The 15,956-nt window shown below is 74.6% G+C and carries 11 protein-coding genes; 2 read left to right on the top strand and 9 right to left on the bottom strand.

The window, feature by feature from the left end; all coding sequences use genetic code 11:
- Window positions 1-70: 70 nt before the first annotated feature.
- Complete coding sequence (locus IE287_RS22015; RefSeq protein ID WP_189850858.1) at window positions 71-2,350, bottom strand: MMPL family transporter; 2,280 nt, start codon at window positions 2,348-2,350, stop codon at window positions 71-73.
- 154 nt (window positions 2,351-2,504) lie between these two features.
- Between IE287_RS22015 and IE287_RS22010 the strand changes: the two genes are divergently transcribed.
- Complete coding sequence (locus IE287_RS22010) at window positions 2,505-4,340, top strand: glycoside hydrolase family 15 protein (RefSeq protein WP_189850857.1); 1,836 nt, start codon at window positions 2,505-2,507, stop codon at window positions 4,338-4,340.
- A gap of 27 nt (window positions 4,341-4,367) precedes the next feature.
- Here IE287_RS22010 and IE287_RS22005 read toward each other — a convergent pair whose 3' ends face one another.
- The 8 genes from IE287_RS22005 to IE287_RS21975 form a co-directional block, all read right to left on the bottom strand.
- Window positions 4,368-6,683, bottom strand: coding sequence for an arylsulfatase (locus IE287_RS22005; protein WP_189850856.1), 2,316 nt, complete (start codon window positions 6,681-6,683; stop codon window positions 4,368-4,370).
- Window positions 6,684-6,705: 22 nt separating this feature from the next.
- The gene (locus tag IE287_RS22000; RefSeq protein WP_189850954.1) at window positions 6,706-7,506 is read right to left on the bottom strand and encodes a formylglycine-generating enzyme family protein; all 801 of its coding nucleotides are present in this window, start codon (window positions 7,504-7,506) and stop codon (window positions 6,706-6,708) included.
- A 104-nt stretch (window positions 7,507-7,610) separates the two neighbouring features.
- On the bottom strand, window positions 7,611-9,449 hold the full coding sequence (locus IE287_RS21995; RefSeq protein ID WP_189850855.1) for an ABC transporter ATP-binding protein: 1,839 nt from the start codon (window positions 9,447-9,449) through the stop codon (window positions 7,611-7,613).
- Complete coding sequence (locus tag IE287_RS21990) at window positions 9,446-10,303, bottom strand: ABC transporter permease (protein WP_189850854.1); 858 nt, start codon at window positions 10,301-10,303, stop codon at window positions 9,446-9,448. Before IE287_RS21990 ends, IE287_RS21995 begins: the two co-directional genes overlap by 4 nt.
- Before the next feature lie 5 nt (window positions 10,304-10,308).
- Window positions 10,309-11,253 (bottom strand): ABC transporter permease, encoded by a 945-nt coding sequence (locus IE287_RS21985; RefSeq protein WP_189850853.1) that lies wholly within the window; start codon window positions 11,251-11,253, stop codon window positions 10,309-10,311.
- Between the two features lies 1 nt (window position 11,254).
- On the bottom strand, window positions 11,255-12,847 hold the full coding sequence (locus IE287_RS21980; RefSeq protein ID WP_189850852.1) for an ABC transporter substrate-binding protein: 1,593 nt from the start codon (window positions 12,845-12,847) through the stop codon (window positions 11,255-11,257).
- A gap of 300 nt (window positions 12,848-13,147) precedes the next feature.
- Window positions 13,148-13,219 (bottom strand): putative leader peptide, encoded by a 72-nt coding sequence (locus tag IE287_RS39480; protein WP_359521833.1) that lies wholly within the window; start codon window positions 13,217-13,219, stop codon window positions 13,148-13,150.
- A 76-nt stretch (window positions 13,220-13,295) separates the two neighbouring features.
- The gene (locus tag IE287_RS21975; RefSeq protein ID WP_189850851.1) at window positions 13,296-14,525 is read right to left on the bottom strand and encodes an ROK family transcriptional regulator; all 1,230 of its coding nucleotides are present in this window, start codon (window positions 14,523-14,525) and stop codon (window positions 13,296-13,298) included.
- Between the two features lie 481 nt (window positions 14,526-15,006).
- On the opposite strand from IE287_RS21975, the gene IE287_RS21970 reads away from it, so the two are divergent.
- Window positions 15,007-15,951: a TauD/TfdA dioxygenase family protein gene (locus IE287_RS21970; protein ID WP_189850850.1), complete on the top strand. Its 945-nt coding sequence runs from the start codon at window positions 15,007-15,009 to the stop codon at window positions 15,949-15,951.
- Window positions 15,952-15,956 lie beyond the last annotated feature (5 nt).

The following is a 15,956-nucleotide window of genomic DNA, read 5'->3' as shown; positions in this document are numbered from 1 at the left end:
ACGGGTACGTCAGCGGGCGGGGCCCGCACGTCAGCGCGCGGACGGGCACGTCAGCGGGCGGGCCGGCACCTCAGCGGGCGGGCGGCACCGTGGCGGCCTCGTCGCGCTTGAGGGCCTCCTCGCCCTCCGTGTCCAGGTGGGGCAGGATCCGGTCCAGGCGGCGCGGGATCCACCAGGCGTGGCGGCCCAGCAGGGTCATCACGGCGGGCACCAGCAGGAGGCGGACCACGGTCGCGTCGATGAGGACGCTGGCGGCGAGGCCCAGGCCGAGCATCTTGACGACGATGTTGTCGGAGACGATGAAGGCGGCGAAGACGCTGACCATGATGAGGGCGGCGCAGGTGATGACCCGGGCGGTGATCTCCAGGGCGTGGGCGACGCTCGCCTTGGAGTCACCGGTGCGCAGCCAGGCCTCCCGCACCCGGGAGAGCAGGAAGATCTCGTAGTCCATGCTCAGGCCGAAGACGATCGCGAACATCATCATCGGCACGTAGCTCTCGATGGGCACCTTGCCGGAGACGCCGAGGGCGGGTCCGCCCCAGCCCCACTGGAAGACGGCGACGACCACGCCGTACGAGGCGGCGATGGAGAGCACGTTGAGGACGGCGGCCTTGACGGCGACGAGGAGACCGCGGAAGACCGTCAGGATCACCAGGAAGGCGAGGGCGACGACGACGGCGATGATCAGCGGCAGGCGGCTGGAGACGAGGTCGAGGAAGTCGACCTGGGCGGCGGTCGTGCCGGTGACGTAGGTCCGCGCCTCGGTGCCGGCGACGGCCTGCGGGAGGACGTCGTCGATGAGGTGGTTGGTGAGTTCGGTGGTCTTCTCGTCCTGCGGGGAGGCGACCGAGTAGGCGGTGCCGACGAGGACGTCGCCGTCGGAGGTGGCCTTCAGCGGCGTGACGGAGGCCGCGTCGGGCACGCCGGTGAGCGCCTTCTGGAGGCTGGTGGCGAGCGCGGCCCGGTCGCCGGAGGGCACGGCGGACTGGTCGACGACGAGGGTGAGGGGGCCGTTGGCGCCGGGGCCGAAGGCGGTGGAGATGAGGTCGTAGGCGCGCCGGTCGGTGAAGGACTTCGGGTCGGCGCCGTCGCCGATGTGGCCGAGCTGGATGAAGAGCAGCGGGAAGGCCAGGATCAGCAGGGTGACGACGCCGCCGACCAGGAAGTACCAGGGGCGCCGCTCGACGCGCTGGGCGTAGCGGTGCCAGGTGCCGTGGGCTTCGGCCCCGGGTTCGGCGTCGGTCTCGGCGACCGGCTTGCGGACGTGGTAGCGGTCGATGCGCTTCCCGACGAGGCCGAGCAGGGCGGGGACGAGCGTGAGGGCGGCGAGGACGGCGGTGACGACGGTGAAGGCCGCCGCCAGGCCGAGTTTGCCGATGAAGGTGACACCGGAGACCCACAGGCCCGACAGGGCGATGACGACCGTGCAGCCGGAGACGAGCACGGCCCGGCCGCTGGTGGTGGTCGCCAGGCCGGCGGAGTCGGCGGGATCGTGGCCGTTCATGAGGTTCTGCCGGTGACGGGTGATCAGGAACAGCGCGTAGTCGATGCCGACGCCGATGCCGATCATGGTGGCCAGGGTGGGCGAGACGGTGCCGAAGGTGAAGGCGGCGGCCACGAGGCCGAGCAGGGCGAGTCCGCAGATCGCCCCGATGAGGGCGGTGACCAGCGGCATCACGGCGCCGATGATGCTGCCGAAGCCGATCAGGAGGACCACGATCGCGACGGCGAAGCCGATGGCCTCGCTGGTGCGGTCGTCGGCGGCGGGCCGGGCGAGCTCGCCGAGCGAGCCGCCGTACTCGACGGTGACCCCGGCGTCCCGGAGCGGCTGTACGGCGGTGTCGACGCCGTTCAGGTAGTCGTCACCGAGCGTCGACGGCGGCACGCTGAAGCGGACCGTGATGTAGGCGGTCTTGCCGTCGGTGGACAGCGGTCCGGTGTTCGGGGTGGTGGTGGAGGCCGGGGGCGGTGTGGTGCCGGGCGGCGGCAGCGGGTTCTGGGCCCCGAGGACGTCCGGCAGCTTCTCCAGGGCGGCGACCGTCGAGTTCACGGCGGAGGCTTGCTGGGTGAGCGGTGCGGACGGGTCGTTCAGGACGATCTGGGCCGCGTAGCCGCCGGCCGCCGGGTCGTGCGCCTCCAGGACGGACAGGCCGTCGGAGGACTGGGCGCCGGGGAGGTCGAAGTCGTCGGAGTACTGTCCGCCGATCGCCCGGTCGGCGATCTGGAGTCCGACCAGGGCGGCGAGCCACAGGGCCACCACGATCACGAAGTGGCGGGCGCACCAGTGCCCGAGCCGGTAGAGGCTGCTCTGCTTCGCTGGGCGGCGTGGGGCCGCGGGGCTTGCTGTCATGGCCTCGCCGTGTCCGGATGGGCAGGTCCCCGAGCCGGCTGTGCTTCCGTCTCTCCGTGCCGATTCTCCGTTCACCGTCCATGGTGCTCCCGCCGGACGGCGACGGCATCTCGTCGGCGGGGCGCGCGGGCGGCCGATCGCGGATAGTGGGGGGATGAAGCGCTATCCGCTCATCGCCGACCACGGTCTGGTGGGGGATCTGCAGACCGCCGCGCTCATCTCGGACGAGGGCGTCGTGGACTGGTTCGCGGCGCCCCGCTTCGACTCGCCGGGCGTGTTCTCCGCGCTCCTGGACCACGACCGGGGCGGCTACTTCCGGCTCTCGGTGGACGGGCCGGACGTGACGGTCAAGCAGCTCTACTATCCGGACACGGCGATGCTGGTGACCCGGTTCATGTCCCCCGACGGGGTGGGCGAGCTGATGGACTGGATGCCGCCGGACCGGACCGGCCGGCCGACGGCGCGGCACGCCCTGATGCGGGTGATGCGGTGCACCCGGGGCAGGGTCGCCTTCACCCTGGAGTGCCGGCCGCGCTTCGGTTTCGGGCGCACCCCGCACGACGTCCGGATCGACGGCCTCACGGCGGCCTTCCGCTCGGCGGCGATGGCGGGCTTCCTCCAGTCGAACGTGCCGCTGGAGCGGGACGGGCCGTACGACGTGCGGGGGCGCCTGGAGCTGTCCGAGGGTCAGGTCGCCGGGGCCTCCTTCACCGTGGACGGCCCCGAGGCCGAGGTGCCGCCGCTGCCGGACGTGGGGGAGGTGGAGGCCGCGCTGTGGGAGGCGGTGGACTTCTGGCAGCGGTGGGTGCGCACCGCGCGGTACCGGGGGCGCTGGCCCGACATGGTGCACCGGTCGGCGATCACGCTGAAGCTGCTGACGTACCTGCCGTCGGGGGCGCCGATCGCGGCGCCGACGCTGGGCCTTCCGGAGCAGGTGGGCGGGGAGCGGAACTGGGACTACCGCTACACCTGGGTGCGGGACGGCTCGCTGGCCGTGCGGGCCCTGCTCGACCTGGGCTTCGAGGAGGAGGCGGCCGCGTTCACGGACTGGCTGACGGCGCGGGTCGCCGAGCGGTCAGCGGGCCCGGCGGACGGACGGCCGCTCCAGATCATGTACCGGGTGGACGGGGACCCGTGGCTGCCCGAGGAGGTGCTGTCGGAGTTCGAGGGGTACCGGGGTTCGGCCCCGGTGCGGGTGGGGAACGCGGCGGCGGACCAGCTCCAGCTCGACATCTTCGGCGAGGCGATGTACGCGCTGGCACAGGGCGGCGGTCAGGACATCCAGCCCACGTACGAGGGGTGGCGGGCGGTGTCGGGGCTGCTCGACTGGCTCGCCGACGCGTGGGACGCGCCCGACGAGGGGATCTGGGAGACGCGGGGCGGGCGCAAGGACTTCACCTTCAGCCGGGTGATGTCGTGGGTGGCCTTCGACCGGGGGCTGCGGCTGGCGGAGGAGTTCGGCCGGCCGGCCGCGCTGGACACCTGGCGGGCGGCGCGGGACGAGATCTTCGCCCAGGTGATGCGGCGGGGGTGGAGCGAGCGGCGCGGGGCGCTGACGCAGTCCTTCGGCGGGGACGTGCTCGACGCCTCGCTGCTGCTGATCCCCCGCACCGGGCTGCTCGGCCCCACGGATCCGCGCTGGCTGAGCACCCTGGACGCGATCGAGCGGGGGCTCGTGCGGGACAACCTGGTGCACCGCTACGACCCGGGTGCCGCGCCCGACGGCCTGCGGGGCGCCGAGGGCACGTTCAGCCTGTGCACCTTCCTGTACGTGGACGCGCTGGCGCGGGCCGGGCGGGTGCGGCAGGCGCGGTTCGCCTTCGAGAAGATGCTCACGTACGCCAACCACGTCGGTCTCTTCGCCGAGGAGATCGGGCCGAGCGGCGAGCAACTGGGCAACTTCCCGCAGGCGTTCACGCACCTGTCGCTGATCATGGCGGCGACGACGCTGGACGAGACCCTGGACGCCCTCGCCGCCCGGCCGGGCTGAGGCCGGCCGGGCGGCCGGGCCCGGCGGTCACTCGAAGGCGGCGGCGGCCTCCTCCAGGGCGGTGGCGACCGCTTCGGGGGAATCCGGTCCCGGGGCGCCGGGGCGGTAGGTGACGGAGCGGATCCCTCCGGTGTGGCGGAAGGACCGGCGGCGTTCGTACAGCGGCCAGGAGACGGGCGACTTGCGGTCGACGCCGACGCTGATGCCCTGGAAGGGCGCCATGCCGATGAGCTGGTGGACGCTCTCGGGGGCGGCCCGCTCCTCGCCGTCGACGGTGACGGTGAAGCGCCAGCGCAGCCCCTCCTCGGCGGTCGCGGCGAGGAGCAGCGTGTGGGGGCCGGGGCCGAGCGGGCCGGCGTCGGTCTCGTGGAGGTGTCCGTACTCGTTGTACGCGAAGGCCAGCCGGCCGTCCTCGACGTAGAGGCTGTAGCCGCCGCCCTGGTCGCCGTGGGAGACGAGGACGCCCTCGCCGGGCTCGTCGAGGAGGACCTCGATCGCGAAGGAGCGCAGCGAGACCAGCCGGGAGGAGCGGTACCGCTCCAGTTCCGGGGTGCCGGGCAGCAGGGTGAGGGGGCGGGCCAGGCGCCGCTCGGCGGGGTTGCGGCGGGCGAGGGCGCCGCTGTGGTCGGGCAGCGGGAAGACGCCGTTGCGCCGGGCGGCCTCCTCCCAGGCGGCGGCCAGCTCCTTGACGAGGCCGGGGCGTTCGGCGGCGAGGTCGTGGATCTCGGTGGGGTCGGCGCCGATGTCGTACAGGGCCCATTCGGCGTCGTCGTAGGGGGTGCCGGGGCGGTGCAGGGTGACGAGTTTGTGGCCGTCGCGGTAGTGGCTGCGGTTGCCGGTCATCTCGCAGTACTGCTCGGGGTGGGTGGAGGCGTGTGCGGAGTCGGCGAGGACGGGGGCGAAGCTGGTGCCGTCGGGTTCCTGGACGGGGACGCGGCGGCGGGTCCGCGGGCGGGCGATCCCGGCGAGGTCGAGGAGGGTGGGGGTGAGGTCGGTGACGTACTGGTACTGGGGGCGGATGCCGGGGGCGAGCCGGCCGGCGCGGACGCCGTCGGGCCAGGAGAGGACGAAGGGGACGCGGACGCCGCCCGCGTAGGTGTGTCCCTTGTAGAGGCGGAAGGGGGTGTTGGAGGCCATGCCCCAGCCGCGGGGGTAGTGGACGAGGCTGCGCGGTCCGCCGATGAGCTCGGGGTCGCGGTCGACGTCGGGGTTCCAGTCGCCGGGGAGGCGGGGGTGGTGGACGAAGCGGCTGAAGTAGGAGCGGGTGCCCTCGCGGCCGCCTTCGCCGGTGCCGCCGTTGTCGGAGGTGAAGACGATGATGGTGTTGTCGAGTTCGCCGAGGGCGTCGAGGGTGTCGGTGAGCCGGCCGAGGTTGTGGTCGATGTTGTCGACGAGGGCGGCGTAGACCTCCATGTAGCGCGCGTAGAGCCGCTGTTGCTCCTCGTTCAGGGAGTCCCAGGCGGGCACGTCCTGTCCGGCCTCGCCGTTGCGCTCGGGGAGTCCGGTGCCGGGCGGGAAGAGTCCGGCGGCGATCTGCCCGGCGAAGCGGCGCTCGCGCAGGGCGTCCCAGCCCTCGTCGTAGCGGCCCCGGTGGCGGGCGATGTCCTCGGCCTTCGCCTGGAGCGGTCCGTGGACGGCGTTGTGGGCGAGGTAGAGGAGGAAGGGCTTGTCGGGGTCGTGGGCGCGCAGCGACTTCACCATGGAGATCGCCTGGTCGGTGATGTCGTCGGTGTAGTAGTAGCCGTCGGGGAACTCGTCGATGTCGAGCGGGCTGTTGTCGCGGACGAGCTGGTGCGGGTGGAAGAGGCTGGTGAGTCCTTCGAGGACGCCGTAGTACTGGTCGAAGCCCTTCTGGAGGGGCCAGTCGGCGCGGTCGTCGGCGGCGTGGGAGGCGGAGTCGCGGACGAGGTGCCACTTGCCGACGGCGTAGGTGGCGTAGCCGGCGTCGTGGAGGAGTTCGGCGAGGGTGGGGACGGAGTCGGCGATCCGCATGGCGTAGCCGGGGAAGCCGGGGTCGGCGTTGGCGACCGTGGCGTAGCCGACGCGGTGCGGGTTGAGACCGGTGAGGAGGGCGGCGCGGGCGGGCGAGCAGAGCGGCATGGTGTGGTAGTTGCCGAGCCGCACGCCGTCGGCGGCGAGCCGGTCGAGGACCGGGGTGGGGATCTCGGAGCCGAAGGGTCCGATGTCGCTGTAGCCCATGTCGTCGACGAGGACGACGACGATGTTCGGGGCGCCGGCGGGCGGGGTGGTGCGGTCGGGCCAGGCCGGGGTGGAGTCGGCGAAGGTGCGGCCGACGTGGCCGGGGAAGCCGTCGTAGGGGTCGGGGCGGGTGCCGGTGCTCATGGGCGGGCGGTTCCTTCCGGGGTCACAGGGTGCGGGCGCAGCGGAAGCCGCCGTGGCCGGTCGAGGAGTCGGGGGTGTTGTGGGAACGGGCGGCCACGCGGTAGCGGTGGCAGTACGAGGCGTGGCAGAGGTACGAGCCGCCGCGGATGACGCGTTCGCGGCCGGCCCGGTCCCAGGGGTCGGCGCACCACTCCCAGACGTTGCCGGAGGTGTTGTGGAGGCCGTGGCCGTTGGGCGGGTACGCGGTGACGGGGACGGTGCCGGTGGCGCCGCCGGGCCGGTCGGAGCGGTGCGGGAAGTCGCCGAGCCAGGTGTTGCAGCGCTCCTCGCCGCCGGGTGTCAGCTCGTCGCCCCAGGGATAGCGGGCGCCGTCGCGGCCGCCCCTGGCGGCGTACTCCCATTCGGCCTCGGTGGGCAGCCGGAGGCCGGCCCAGGCGCAGTAGGCGAGGGCGTCGGCGTGGCTGACGTGGACGACGGGGTGGTCGGCGCGGTCGCCGACGTCGGAGCCGGGGCCCTCGGGGGCGTGCCAGGAGGCGCCCTCGACGGCGAGCCACCAGGGGGCGGCGGCGACCCGGCCGAGGACGTGGGGCTCGGCGGCCGGGTGGAGCAGGAGGTGGAAGACGAAGGAGGAGCCGTGCCGTTCGGCGTCGGTGCGGTGGCCGGTGGCTGCGGCGAAGGCGGCGAAGCGGGCGTTGGTGACGGCGGTGGTGTCGATCGCGAAGGGCGCGACGGTGACCTCCCGCACCGGCCCCTCGTGGTCGGCCGGGTAGCCCTCGCCGAAGGCGTCGCCCATCCGGAAGGTCCCGCCCGGGAGTTCGGCCATGGCGGGGGCGGGCGGGGCGGTCCGGACGGCGGGCGCGCCGAGGTCGACGGGGCCGGTGGCGGGCGCGTCGCCGGGGCAGGGCCGGCCGGGGGTGCAGCAGGCGCTCACACGGTCACCTTCCCCGCGGGCACGGCCACGGGGGGCCGGACGGGCTCGGGCACGGCGGCGAGCAGGGCCCGGGTGTAGGCGGCGCGCGGCTGCTCGCAGACGGTGTCGGCGTCGCCCTCCTCGACGATCCGGCCCTCGTGCATGACGGCGATGCGGTGGCTGACCTGGCGGACGACGGCGAGGTCGTGGGCGATGAAGACCAGGGCGAGGCCGAGGTCGCGCTGGAGGTCGGCGAGGAGTCCGGTGATCTGTGCCTGGACGGAGACGTCGAGGGCGGAGACGGGTTCGTCGCAGAGGAGGACGGCGGGTTCGGGGGCGAGGGCGCGGGCGATGCCGATGCGCTGCCGCTGGCCGCCGGAGAAGGAGCGGGGCAGCCGGTCGGCGGCGGCCGGGTCGAGCCCGACGCGGCCGAGGAGTTCGGCGACGCGGGCGGGCCGGTCGGCGGCGGTGCCGATGCCGAAGGCGCGCAGGGGTTCGGCGACGATGTCGCCGGCGGTCATGCGCGGGTCGAGCGAGGCGTAGGGGTCCTGGAAGACCATCTGGACGCGGCGGCGGACGGTCCGCAGCCCGGCGCGGCCGGGGCGGGTGACGTCCTGGCCGTCGAGGAGGATCCGGCCGCCGTCGGCGGGGTGGGCGTGGGCGAGGATGCGGGCGAGGGTCGACTTGCCGGAGCCGGATTCGCCGACGATGCCGAGCGTCTCGCCGGTCCGGAGGGTCAGGGAGACGCCGTCGAGGGCGGTGAAGCGGCGGCGCCGGTTGCCGTAGGTCTTGCGCAGCCCCTCGGCGGCGAGGACGACGGGCCCGGGCGCGGGGCGGTCGGCGCGGACGGGCGGCGGGGGCGGCGGCAGCGGCACGGGGCTCTCGGCGGCGGGGTGGCAGGCGGCGCGGACGGTGTCGGTGAGCGCGGTGAGCTCCGGCGCGGCGGTGCGGCAGCGGTCCTCGGCGAGCGGGCACCGGTCGGCGAAGGCGCAGCCGGCGAGCGGGAGGCGCAGGTCGGGCGGGCTGCCGGGGATGCCGGTGAGGCGGGTGCCGGAGGGGGTGGAGAGGCGGGGCACGGCGGCGAGGAGTCCGGCGGTGTACGGGTGGCGGGGCCGGGCCAGGACCTCGGCGGTGGGCCCGTCCTCGACGACGGTGCCGCCGTAGAGGACGAGGACGCGCTCGCAGGTGCGGGCGACGACGCCGAGGTTGTGGGTGATCAGGACGAGGGCGGTGCCGGTGGTCCGGGTCAGGTCGCCGAGGAGGGTGAGGATCTGGTCCTGGACGGTGGCGTCGAGGGCGGTGGTGGGTTCGTCGGCGAGGAGGACGTCGGGTTCGCCGGCGAGGGCCATGGCGATGAGGATGCGCTGCCGCTGGCCGCCGGAGAACTGGTGCGGGTGGTCGTCGAGGCGCCTCCCGGGGTCGGGGATGCCGACGAGGCCGAGGAGTTCGAGGGCGCGGGCCCTGCGGGCGGCGCGGTCGCGGCCGCCGTGGGCGCGGAGCACCTCGTCGAGGTGGCGGCCGACGGTGAGGACGGGGTTGAGGGCGGTCATCGGGTCCTGGAAGACCATGCCGACGCGGCTGCCCCGGACGGCCCGCAGCGCGTCCTCGCCGGCGGTGGTGAGGTCGGTGCCGTCGAGGAGGACGGAGCCGGCGGTGATCCGGCCGGTGCCGGGGAGCATGCGGAGCAGGGCGAGGGCGGTGGTGGACTTGCCGGAGCCGGACTCGCCGACGACGGCGACGGTCTCGCCGCGCCGCAGGGTGAGGGAGACCCCGCGGACGGCGTGCAGGTCGGCGCCGTCGGGGGTGGTGAAGGAGACGTGGAGGTCGCGGACGTCGAGGAGCGGGGCGGTGGTCATCGGCGGATCTCCCGGTTCAGCGCCTCCGCGACGAGGGAGAGGCCGAGGACGAGCGCGGTCACGGTGACGAGGGGGCCCGCGGCGAAGTGCGGGGCCTGGGCGAGGTGGGGCATGGACTGGCTGAGGACGGCCCCGAGGGTGGGTTCGGGCGGCCGGACGCCGACGCCGAGGAAGCTCATGGCTCCTTCGAGGAAGACGGCGACGGTGAGGGAGACGGCGAACTGGACGACGAGCGGGTCGGCGGCGTTGGGCAGGACGTGCCGGGTGAGGATCCGGCGGCCGGACGTGCCGCCGACGCGGGCGGCGGTGACGTACTCGCGGCTGCGCTGGGCGAGGATGCCGGTGCGCAGGAGCCGTCCGAAGACGGGGATCTCGGCGAGGGCGATGACGAGGACGACGGGGAGCCGGCCGGGGCCGAGGACGGCGGTGACGGCGAGCGCGAGGATCAGCCCGGGGAAGGCGAGGATCAGGTCGAAGGCGCGCTGGACGGCGGTGTCGACGGCCGGGTGGACGGCTGCGGCGAGGGCGAGGAGGCAGCCGAGGACGGCGCCGAGCGGGACGGCGACGGCGATGATGCCGAGGTCGGCGCGGATGCCGTGCAGCAGCCGGGAGAGCAGGTCGCGGCCGAGGTCGTCGGTGCCGAGGGGGTGTCCGGGGGTGCCCACGGGGGCGAGGGTGAGGCCGCTCTGGTCGGTGGGCGGGTGGCCGGCGAGCAGGGGGGCGAGGAGCCCGGCGAGGACGACCAGGCCGACGAGGGCGAGGCCGGTGCGGCCGCGCGCGGTGGCGAGGGCGGTGAGGTAGGGGTGGCGGGGGCGGCGCGCGGCGGCCGGCGCGGTCGGGGCGAGGGTGGTCATGGCGGCTACTCCCACCTGATCCGGGGGTCGAGCCAGGCGTGGACGAGGTCGGACAGGAGCTGGACGAGGACGAAGACGGCGACGAGGAGGAGCAGGAGGTCCTGGACGACGGGGTAGTCGCGTCGGACCAGGGCCTGTTCGGCGAGCTGGCCGAGGCCGGGCCAGGCGAAGATCGCCTCGACGAGGACGGCGCCGCCGAGGAGGTGTCCGGTCTGGATGCCGAGGAGGGTGACGACGGGCGGGAGGGCGTGCGGCAGGGCGTGGCGCCACAGGATGCGGCGGGGGGCGATGCCCGCGGCGGTCGCGGTCCGCACGTGGTCCTCGGCGAGGGCGCGGCGGAGGCTGTCCTCCAGGTAGCGGCCGAGGACGGCGGCGCTGGGCAGGGCGAGGCAGAGGGCGGGGAGCAGGAGGTACTGGACGCCGAGGTCGGGGGCGGTGAGCAGGGGGATCCGGCCGCCGGCCGGGAGGACGCCGAGGAGGACGGCGAAGAGGAGGACGAGGAGGACGCCGCTGACGTACGGGGGTACGGCGAGGGCGGCGGTGGTGACGGAGCGGACGGCGCCGCGGATCCAGGGGCGGCGGGCGGTGGCGCCCAGGACGCCGAGGGTGCCGCCGATGAGGACCGCGAAGAGCAGGGCGCCGAGGGTGAGTTCGACGGTGGCGCCGAGCCCGTCGGCGATGAGGTCGGCGGTCTCGCCGCCGATGACGTAGGAGGGGCCGAGGTCGCCGGTGAGCAGTCCGCCGATCCAGTGGAGGTACTGGGCGGGCAGCGGTTCGTCGAGGCCGAGGCGGTCGCGGATGGCGGCCTGGACCTCGGGTCCCGCGTCGGGTCCGGCGAGGACGGCGGCGGGGTCGCCGGGGACGAGGCGGAGGATCCCGAAGGCGAGGACCGAGGCGGCGGCGAGCACGAGGAGGGCGGAGGGGAGCCTCCGCAGCAGGTGTCCGCGCACGTCAGCCCGCCAGATAGGCGTCGTCGAGGTTGAGGTAGGAGAACTTGTTGAGGGTGGCGCCGCGCAGCTTCCGGGAGGCGACCTGGACGCTGCCGCGGATGGCGAGGTCGATGATGAAGGCCTCGTCGAGGAGGGTGTCGGTGACCCGCTGCCGCAGGGCGTTGGCCCCGGCGCCGGTGGCGCGGCTGGTCCAGGCCTCGCGGACGATCCGGGTGTACTCCTCCGAGCGGAAGCGGGAGGTGTTCTTGGCCGCGTTGAAGGGGTAGGCGCTGACCGCCAGGGTGGAGGGCTGGACCTGGGCGAAGCTGTGGCCCATGGCCCACAGGGCGGGCATGGACTGGGAGATGAGCTTCTTCTGGGCGGTGGCCGCGTCGGTGGGTTCGAGGGTGACGTGGACGCCGATCTGCTGGAGGTCGTACTGGACCGCCTCGGCGAGCGCGGTCTCGCCGGGCAGGTTGACGTGGAGGAGGGGGAGGTCGAGCCGGGTGTGGCCGGCGGACCTCAGCAGCTCGCGGGCCTTGCCCGGGTCGTGCCGGTAGTGGGTGCGGCCGGCTTCGGTGAAGGCGGGCGAGGACTTGGGCCAGGGAGTGGCGGAGGCGAGGCCGTAGCCGCCGAGGACCTGCTTCAGGATCCGCTCGCGGTCGACGGCCCAGGCGAGGGCCTGGCGGACGGTCTTGTCGTCGAGCGGGGCGATCGAGGTGTTGACGCCGAGGTAGGAGGCGCCGCCGCCGGTGGCGTACTCGCTGACGACGAGGCCGGGGACGCCCGCGACGGTGGCGAGGTTCCGGCCGGGGACGGAGTAGGAGAGCTGGGACTGGCCGGTGCGCAGCGAGGAGATGAGGGCGTCGGCCTGCGGGACGACGCGTATCTCGACGCCGTCGAGGTAGGGGCGGCCGGGCTGCCAGTACTTCTCGTGGCGCTTGAGGCCGAGGCCCGTGCCGGGGCTCCACCGGGTGAGGGAGAAGGGACCGGTGCCGTTGAGCCTCTTGCCGGCGACGGCCTCCTCGACGCTGCCCGGATCGGTGATGATCATGAATTCGAAGAGGTCGAAGAGGTTGTTGACGGGGTGCGCGAGCTTGAGGACCAGCTCGTGGTCGCCGCGCTTCTCGAAGCCGGTGACCGCCGCGGCGGTGGCCCTCAACTGGGCTGCCCGCACCGGGTTCTGGAGGTTCTTCACGGCGAAGATCACGTCGTCGGCGGTGAAGGGGCGGCCGTCGTGGAAGACGACTCCGGTGCGGAGCTTGAGGGTGAGGGCGCGGCCGTCCGCCGCGTACTCCCAGGAGGTGGCCAGCTCGGGCTGGGGTTCGAGCCGGTCGTCGTAGCGGGTGAGGGTGTTGTAGATCAGCCGCTGCTGGAGGGACTGGTTGCTCTGGGCGAAGAGCAGGCTCGGGGTGAAGTCCGAGTTGACGGCCACGGTGAGGGTGCCGCCGCGCCGGGGTCCGGCGGCGTCGGCCACCGCGGGGGCGGCGGACTCCTCGACGGCCGAGCGGCAGCCGGTGAGCCCCAGACCGAGGAGCAGGGTGCCGCCGCCGGCGGCGCGCAGGGTGGTGCGCCGGGAGACGGCGGAGGGCGCGGAGGGGTACAGCTCGGTCATCGATGCCTGCCTGGTGGAGGTCGGGTCCGCTCGGCGGAGGGGGTTTCTTCCGCTGCGGGAGGAATGAGGAGGAGGGCGCGCCCGGGAAGCGGGACACGGGGGTACGGCGGTGCGGGGACACGCGAGTGCGGGGGTGCGGGCGTGGGCGGGTGCGCCGGTCACGCGGCGGAGCCGGGGGTGCGTACCGGGCCGGGATGCGGCGGCCCGTCGCACGGAGGGCCGGACCGCCGGAGCCGCGGGCGGGGACCCTGGGCGGCGGGGGTGCGGCGGGGGGCGCGGGGGGTCGGCCGCGCCGGAGGGTCAGACGCGGACGGCACAGACCGCGCTGGCGAGCCGACAGAGGTCGACGTGCCTGCGGGAGATGAGGCGCATGTCCGGATTCACGGGAGCAATATGACAGCGGCCGGGAGAGCGGGTCAACCGGCTCTTCCCGCATGTCGAGACGACATCAGACGGAAGCCTCGTCGGAGCGCAGTCCTCGCAGGGTCTCAAGAGGCCTTCTGAACAGGGGGTTCAGCAGAACGGTGCCCGCCGCGACGGGAAGCGTGGCCGGTCCGGCATGTGGACTGACGATCCGTTCGGGGTCGTCGCAGACATGCGAGAGGTCGATCGCGGCGCCCCGGATCTCCTCCAGGTACTCCGGTTCGAGGACGCTCGCCTGCTCGGTGACGACGACGAGATCGGGGTTGAGGACGTCCAGGAGCAGGGCGAGGGCCCGGCCCACCGCCCGGGCCCGCTCGCGCAGCAGCCGGTCGGCCCGCCGGTCGCCGGCCGCGGCGGCGTCGACGACCAGCGAGGTGTCCGCCTCGGGCACGATGCCGCGGCGCACCGCGGTCAGCGCGAGCGCGGTGTTGGAGGCGGTCGCCTCCAGGCAGCCCGAACGGCCGCACGGGCAGGGCGCGGTGGAGTCCGGCACGGGCAGGTGGGCGACGTCACCGGCCGCTCCGCCGGGCCCCTGGTGGACGACCCCGGCGAGGCCGACGGCCGCGTCCACGACGTTCCCCACGAAGAGGTGCACCAGGCTGCGGCGGGCGGCGGGCCGGCCGAAGAGGATCTCGGACTGCGCGATCGCGCGGGCGTGGTTGTCCAGCCGGACCGCCGGGCCGCCCAGGGCCCGGGAGAGCTCGGCGGCGAAGGGGCGGTGGCGCCAGCCCAGCGCGTCGTGGCGCACGACGACGCCGGTCGCCGGATCGACCCGGCCGCCGAGCGCGGCCCCGACCCCGAGCAGCGGACGGCCCGCGGCGTGCCGGTCGAGGAAGGCGCGCAGCTCGGCGCCGACCGTCGCCGGGAGCCGCTCGGGCGCGAGGGGCGCGTGGGGGTGCTGGTGGCGGGCGAGCACCCGGCCGCGCAGGTCCACCAGCGCGAACGTCGAGCCGGGCACCCCGAGATGGACGCCGGCCGCGACCGGGCCGCCGGTCGCGCCGATGTGCAGGTCGACGGGGATCCGGGGCCGGCCCACTCCCCCGTCGCCGGAGGGCTCCGGCAGTTCGCGCAGGAGCCCGAGCCGGGTCAGGTCGGTGGCCTGGCGGGAGACGGCGGCCGGGCTGAGGCCGGAGAGGTGGGCGACGGCGCTGCGGGAGACCGGGCCGTGGTCGAGGACGGTGCGCAGCACGGTGGCCGCGTTCGCCTCGCGCCGTCCGTCGCCCGCCATCCGGGAGCCCTGGGGCGTACTGGTCATCTCTGCCTCTCTGTTGCGGGGACGTGAATTCCCCGGAGGCCGGCGCGCGGGTCCCGGCAGCCCGCCGGCGATCCCCCGCGCGCCTCCGCTTCCGGAGGTGAAGTGCCAGGTCAGCGGCGTTTCCTGGGACAGGAGCGCGGACCGGTGAGGCGCCGATTCAACCACTGCGGGGCCCGGCCGGGGCAGCGGGCCTGTGCTTGACGCGGTCCCCGGGGCGTTGCCAGTCTCCTGGACATGTTCGCGACCACCTCCTGTCCGGCCGTCACCGGCGCCTGACCCTCGCGACCCTCCCGGGGCCGGCGCGCCGCGCCGCGAGCCCCTGCCGGTCCCCGCCGCGTCCCCGCCCCGTACGGTCCCGCCTCCGGCCGCCGCCGGCGTCGCCTCCCGTTGCCGGGCCTCCGCGCACCGTCATTACTTCCGCTCCGAGATTAATTCCCTCCGGGACTTCGGCGGACCTCCCTCCGCCCGAAAGGAACACCCCATGTCGACCGCGACCACCACCTCCCTCACCGTGCAGAAGCTCGGCGGCCGTCTCGGCGCCGTCCTCTCCGGCGTCCGCCTCGGCGGCGACCTCGCCCCGGAGACCGTCGCCGGGATCCGTGCCGCGCTCCTGGCCCACAAGGTCGTCTTCTTCCGCGGCCAGGACCACCTCGACGAGGACGCCCACGAGGCCTTCGGCCGGCTCCTCGGCACCCCGGTCGCGCACCCCACCGTGCCGTCCGCCGACGGGCGCTACTCCTTCCCGATCGACTCCGACTACGGCGGCCGCGCCAACCAGTGGCACACCGACGTCACCTTCGTCCCCGCCTACCCGGCCTTCTCCGTCCTGCGGGCCGTGGTCGTCCCGCCGTACGGCGGCAACACCCTGTGGGCCAACACCGCCACCGCGTACGAGAACCTGCCCGAGCCGCTGCGGCAGCTCGCCGACGGCCTGCGGGCCGTCCACTCCAACGCGTACGACTACGCGGCGCTGCGCCCCGACGCGGTGCCGGAGCAGCTCGCCCGCTTCCGGGACGTCTTCGCGTCGACGAAGTTCCTCACCGAGCACCCGGTCGTGCGCGTCCACCCGGAGACCGGCGAACGCACCCTGCTCCTCGGCAACTTCGTGCAGCGGATCAGCGGGCTGACCGGCGCCGACTCCCGCGCCCTGGTCGCGCTGTTCCAGGCCCACGTGGAGCGCCCGGAGAACACGGTCCGCTGGCAGTGGCAGACCGGCGACGTGGCGATCTGGGACAACCGCGCCACCCAGCACTACGGCGTGGACGACTCCGACGACCACGTCCGCAAGCTCCGCCGGGTCACCATCGACGGGGACGTACCGCTGGGCGTCGACGGGCAGCCGTCCCGGCTCCTGGAGCCCTCCTCGGTCCCGGACCCGGCCTTCGGGATCGCCTCCGGCGCCTCCACCGCCGAGCCGGCCGCCTGAGCCGC

The sequence above is a fragment of the Streptomyces omiyaensis genome, assembly GCF_014650895.1.
Taxonomy (GTDB): Bacteria; Actinomycetota; Actinomycetes; order Streptomycetales; family Streptomycetaceae; genus Streptomyces; species Streptomyces omiyaensis.
The sequence above is the reverse complement of the archived record's forward strand: the minus strand, read 5'-3'. Positions and strand labels throughout refer to the sequence as shown.

What these genes read in the sequence shown, in the direction of transcription:
- IE287_RS22010 (WP_189850857.1), top strand. Translation starts at nt 2,505, where the DNA reads ATGAAGCGCTATCCGCTCATCGCCGACCACGGTCTGGTGGGGGATCTG.
- IE287_RS21980 (WP_189850852.1), bottom strand. Translation starts at nt 12,847, where the DNA reads ATGACCGAGCTGTACCCCTCCGCGCCCTCCGCCGTCTCCCGGCGCACC.
- IE287_RS21970 (WP_189850850.1), top strand. Translation starts at nt 15,007, where the DNA reads ATGTCGACCGCGACCACCACCTCCCTCACCGTGCAGAAGCTCGGCGGC.
- IE287_RS21995 (WP_189850855.1), bottom strand. Translation starts at nt 9,449, where the DNA reads ATGACCACCGCCCCGCTCCTCGACGTCCGCGACCTCCACGTCTCCTTC.
- IE287_RS22000 (WP_189850954.1), bottom strand. Translation starts at nt 7,506, where the DNA reads ATGGCCGAACTCCCGGGCGGGACCTTCCGGATGGGCGACGCCTTCGGC.
- IE287_RS21990 (WP_189850854.1), bottom strand. Translation starts at nt 10,303, where the DNA reads ATGACCACCCTCGCCCCGACCGCGCCGGCCGCCGCGCGCCGCCCCCGC.
- IE287_RS22005 (WP_189850856.1), bottom strand. Translation starts at nt 6,683, where the DNA reads ATGAGCACCGGCACCCGCCCCGACCCCTACGACGGCTTCCCCGGCCAC.
- IE287_RS21975 (WP_189850851.1), bottom strand. Translation starts at nt 14,525, where the DNA reads ATGACCAGTACGCCCCAGGGCTCCCGGATGGCGGGCGACGGACGGCGC.
- IE287_RS22015 (WP_189850858.1), bottom strand. Translation starts at nt 2,350, where the DNA reads ATGACAGCAAGCCCCGCGGCCCCACGCCGCCCAGCGAAGCAGAGCAGC.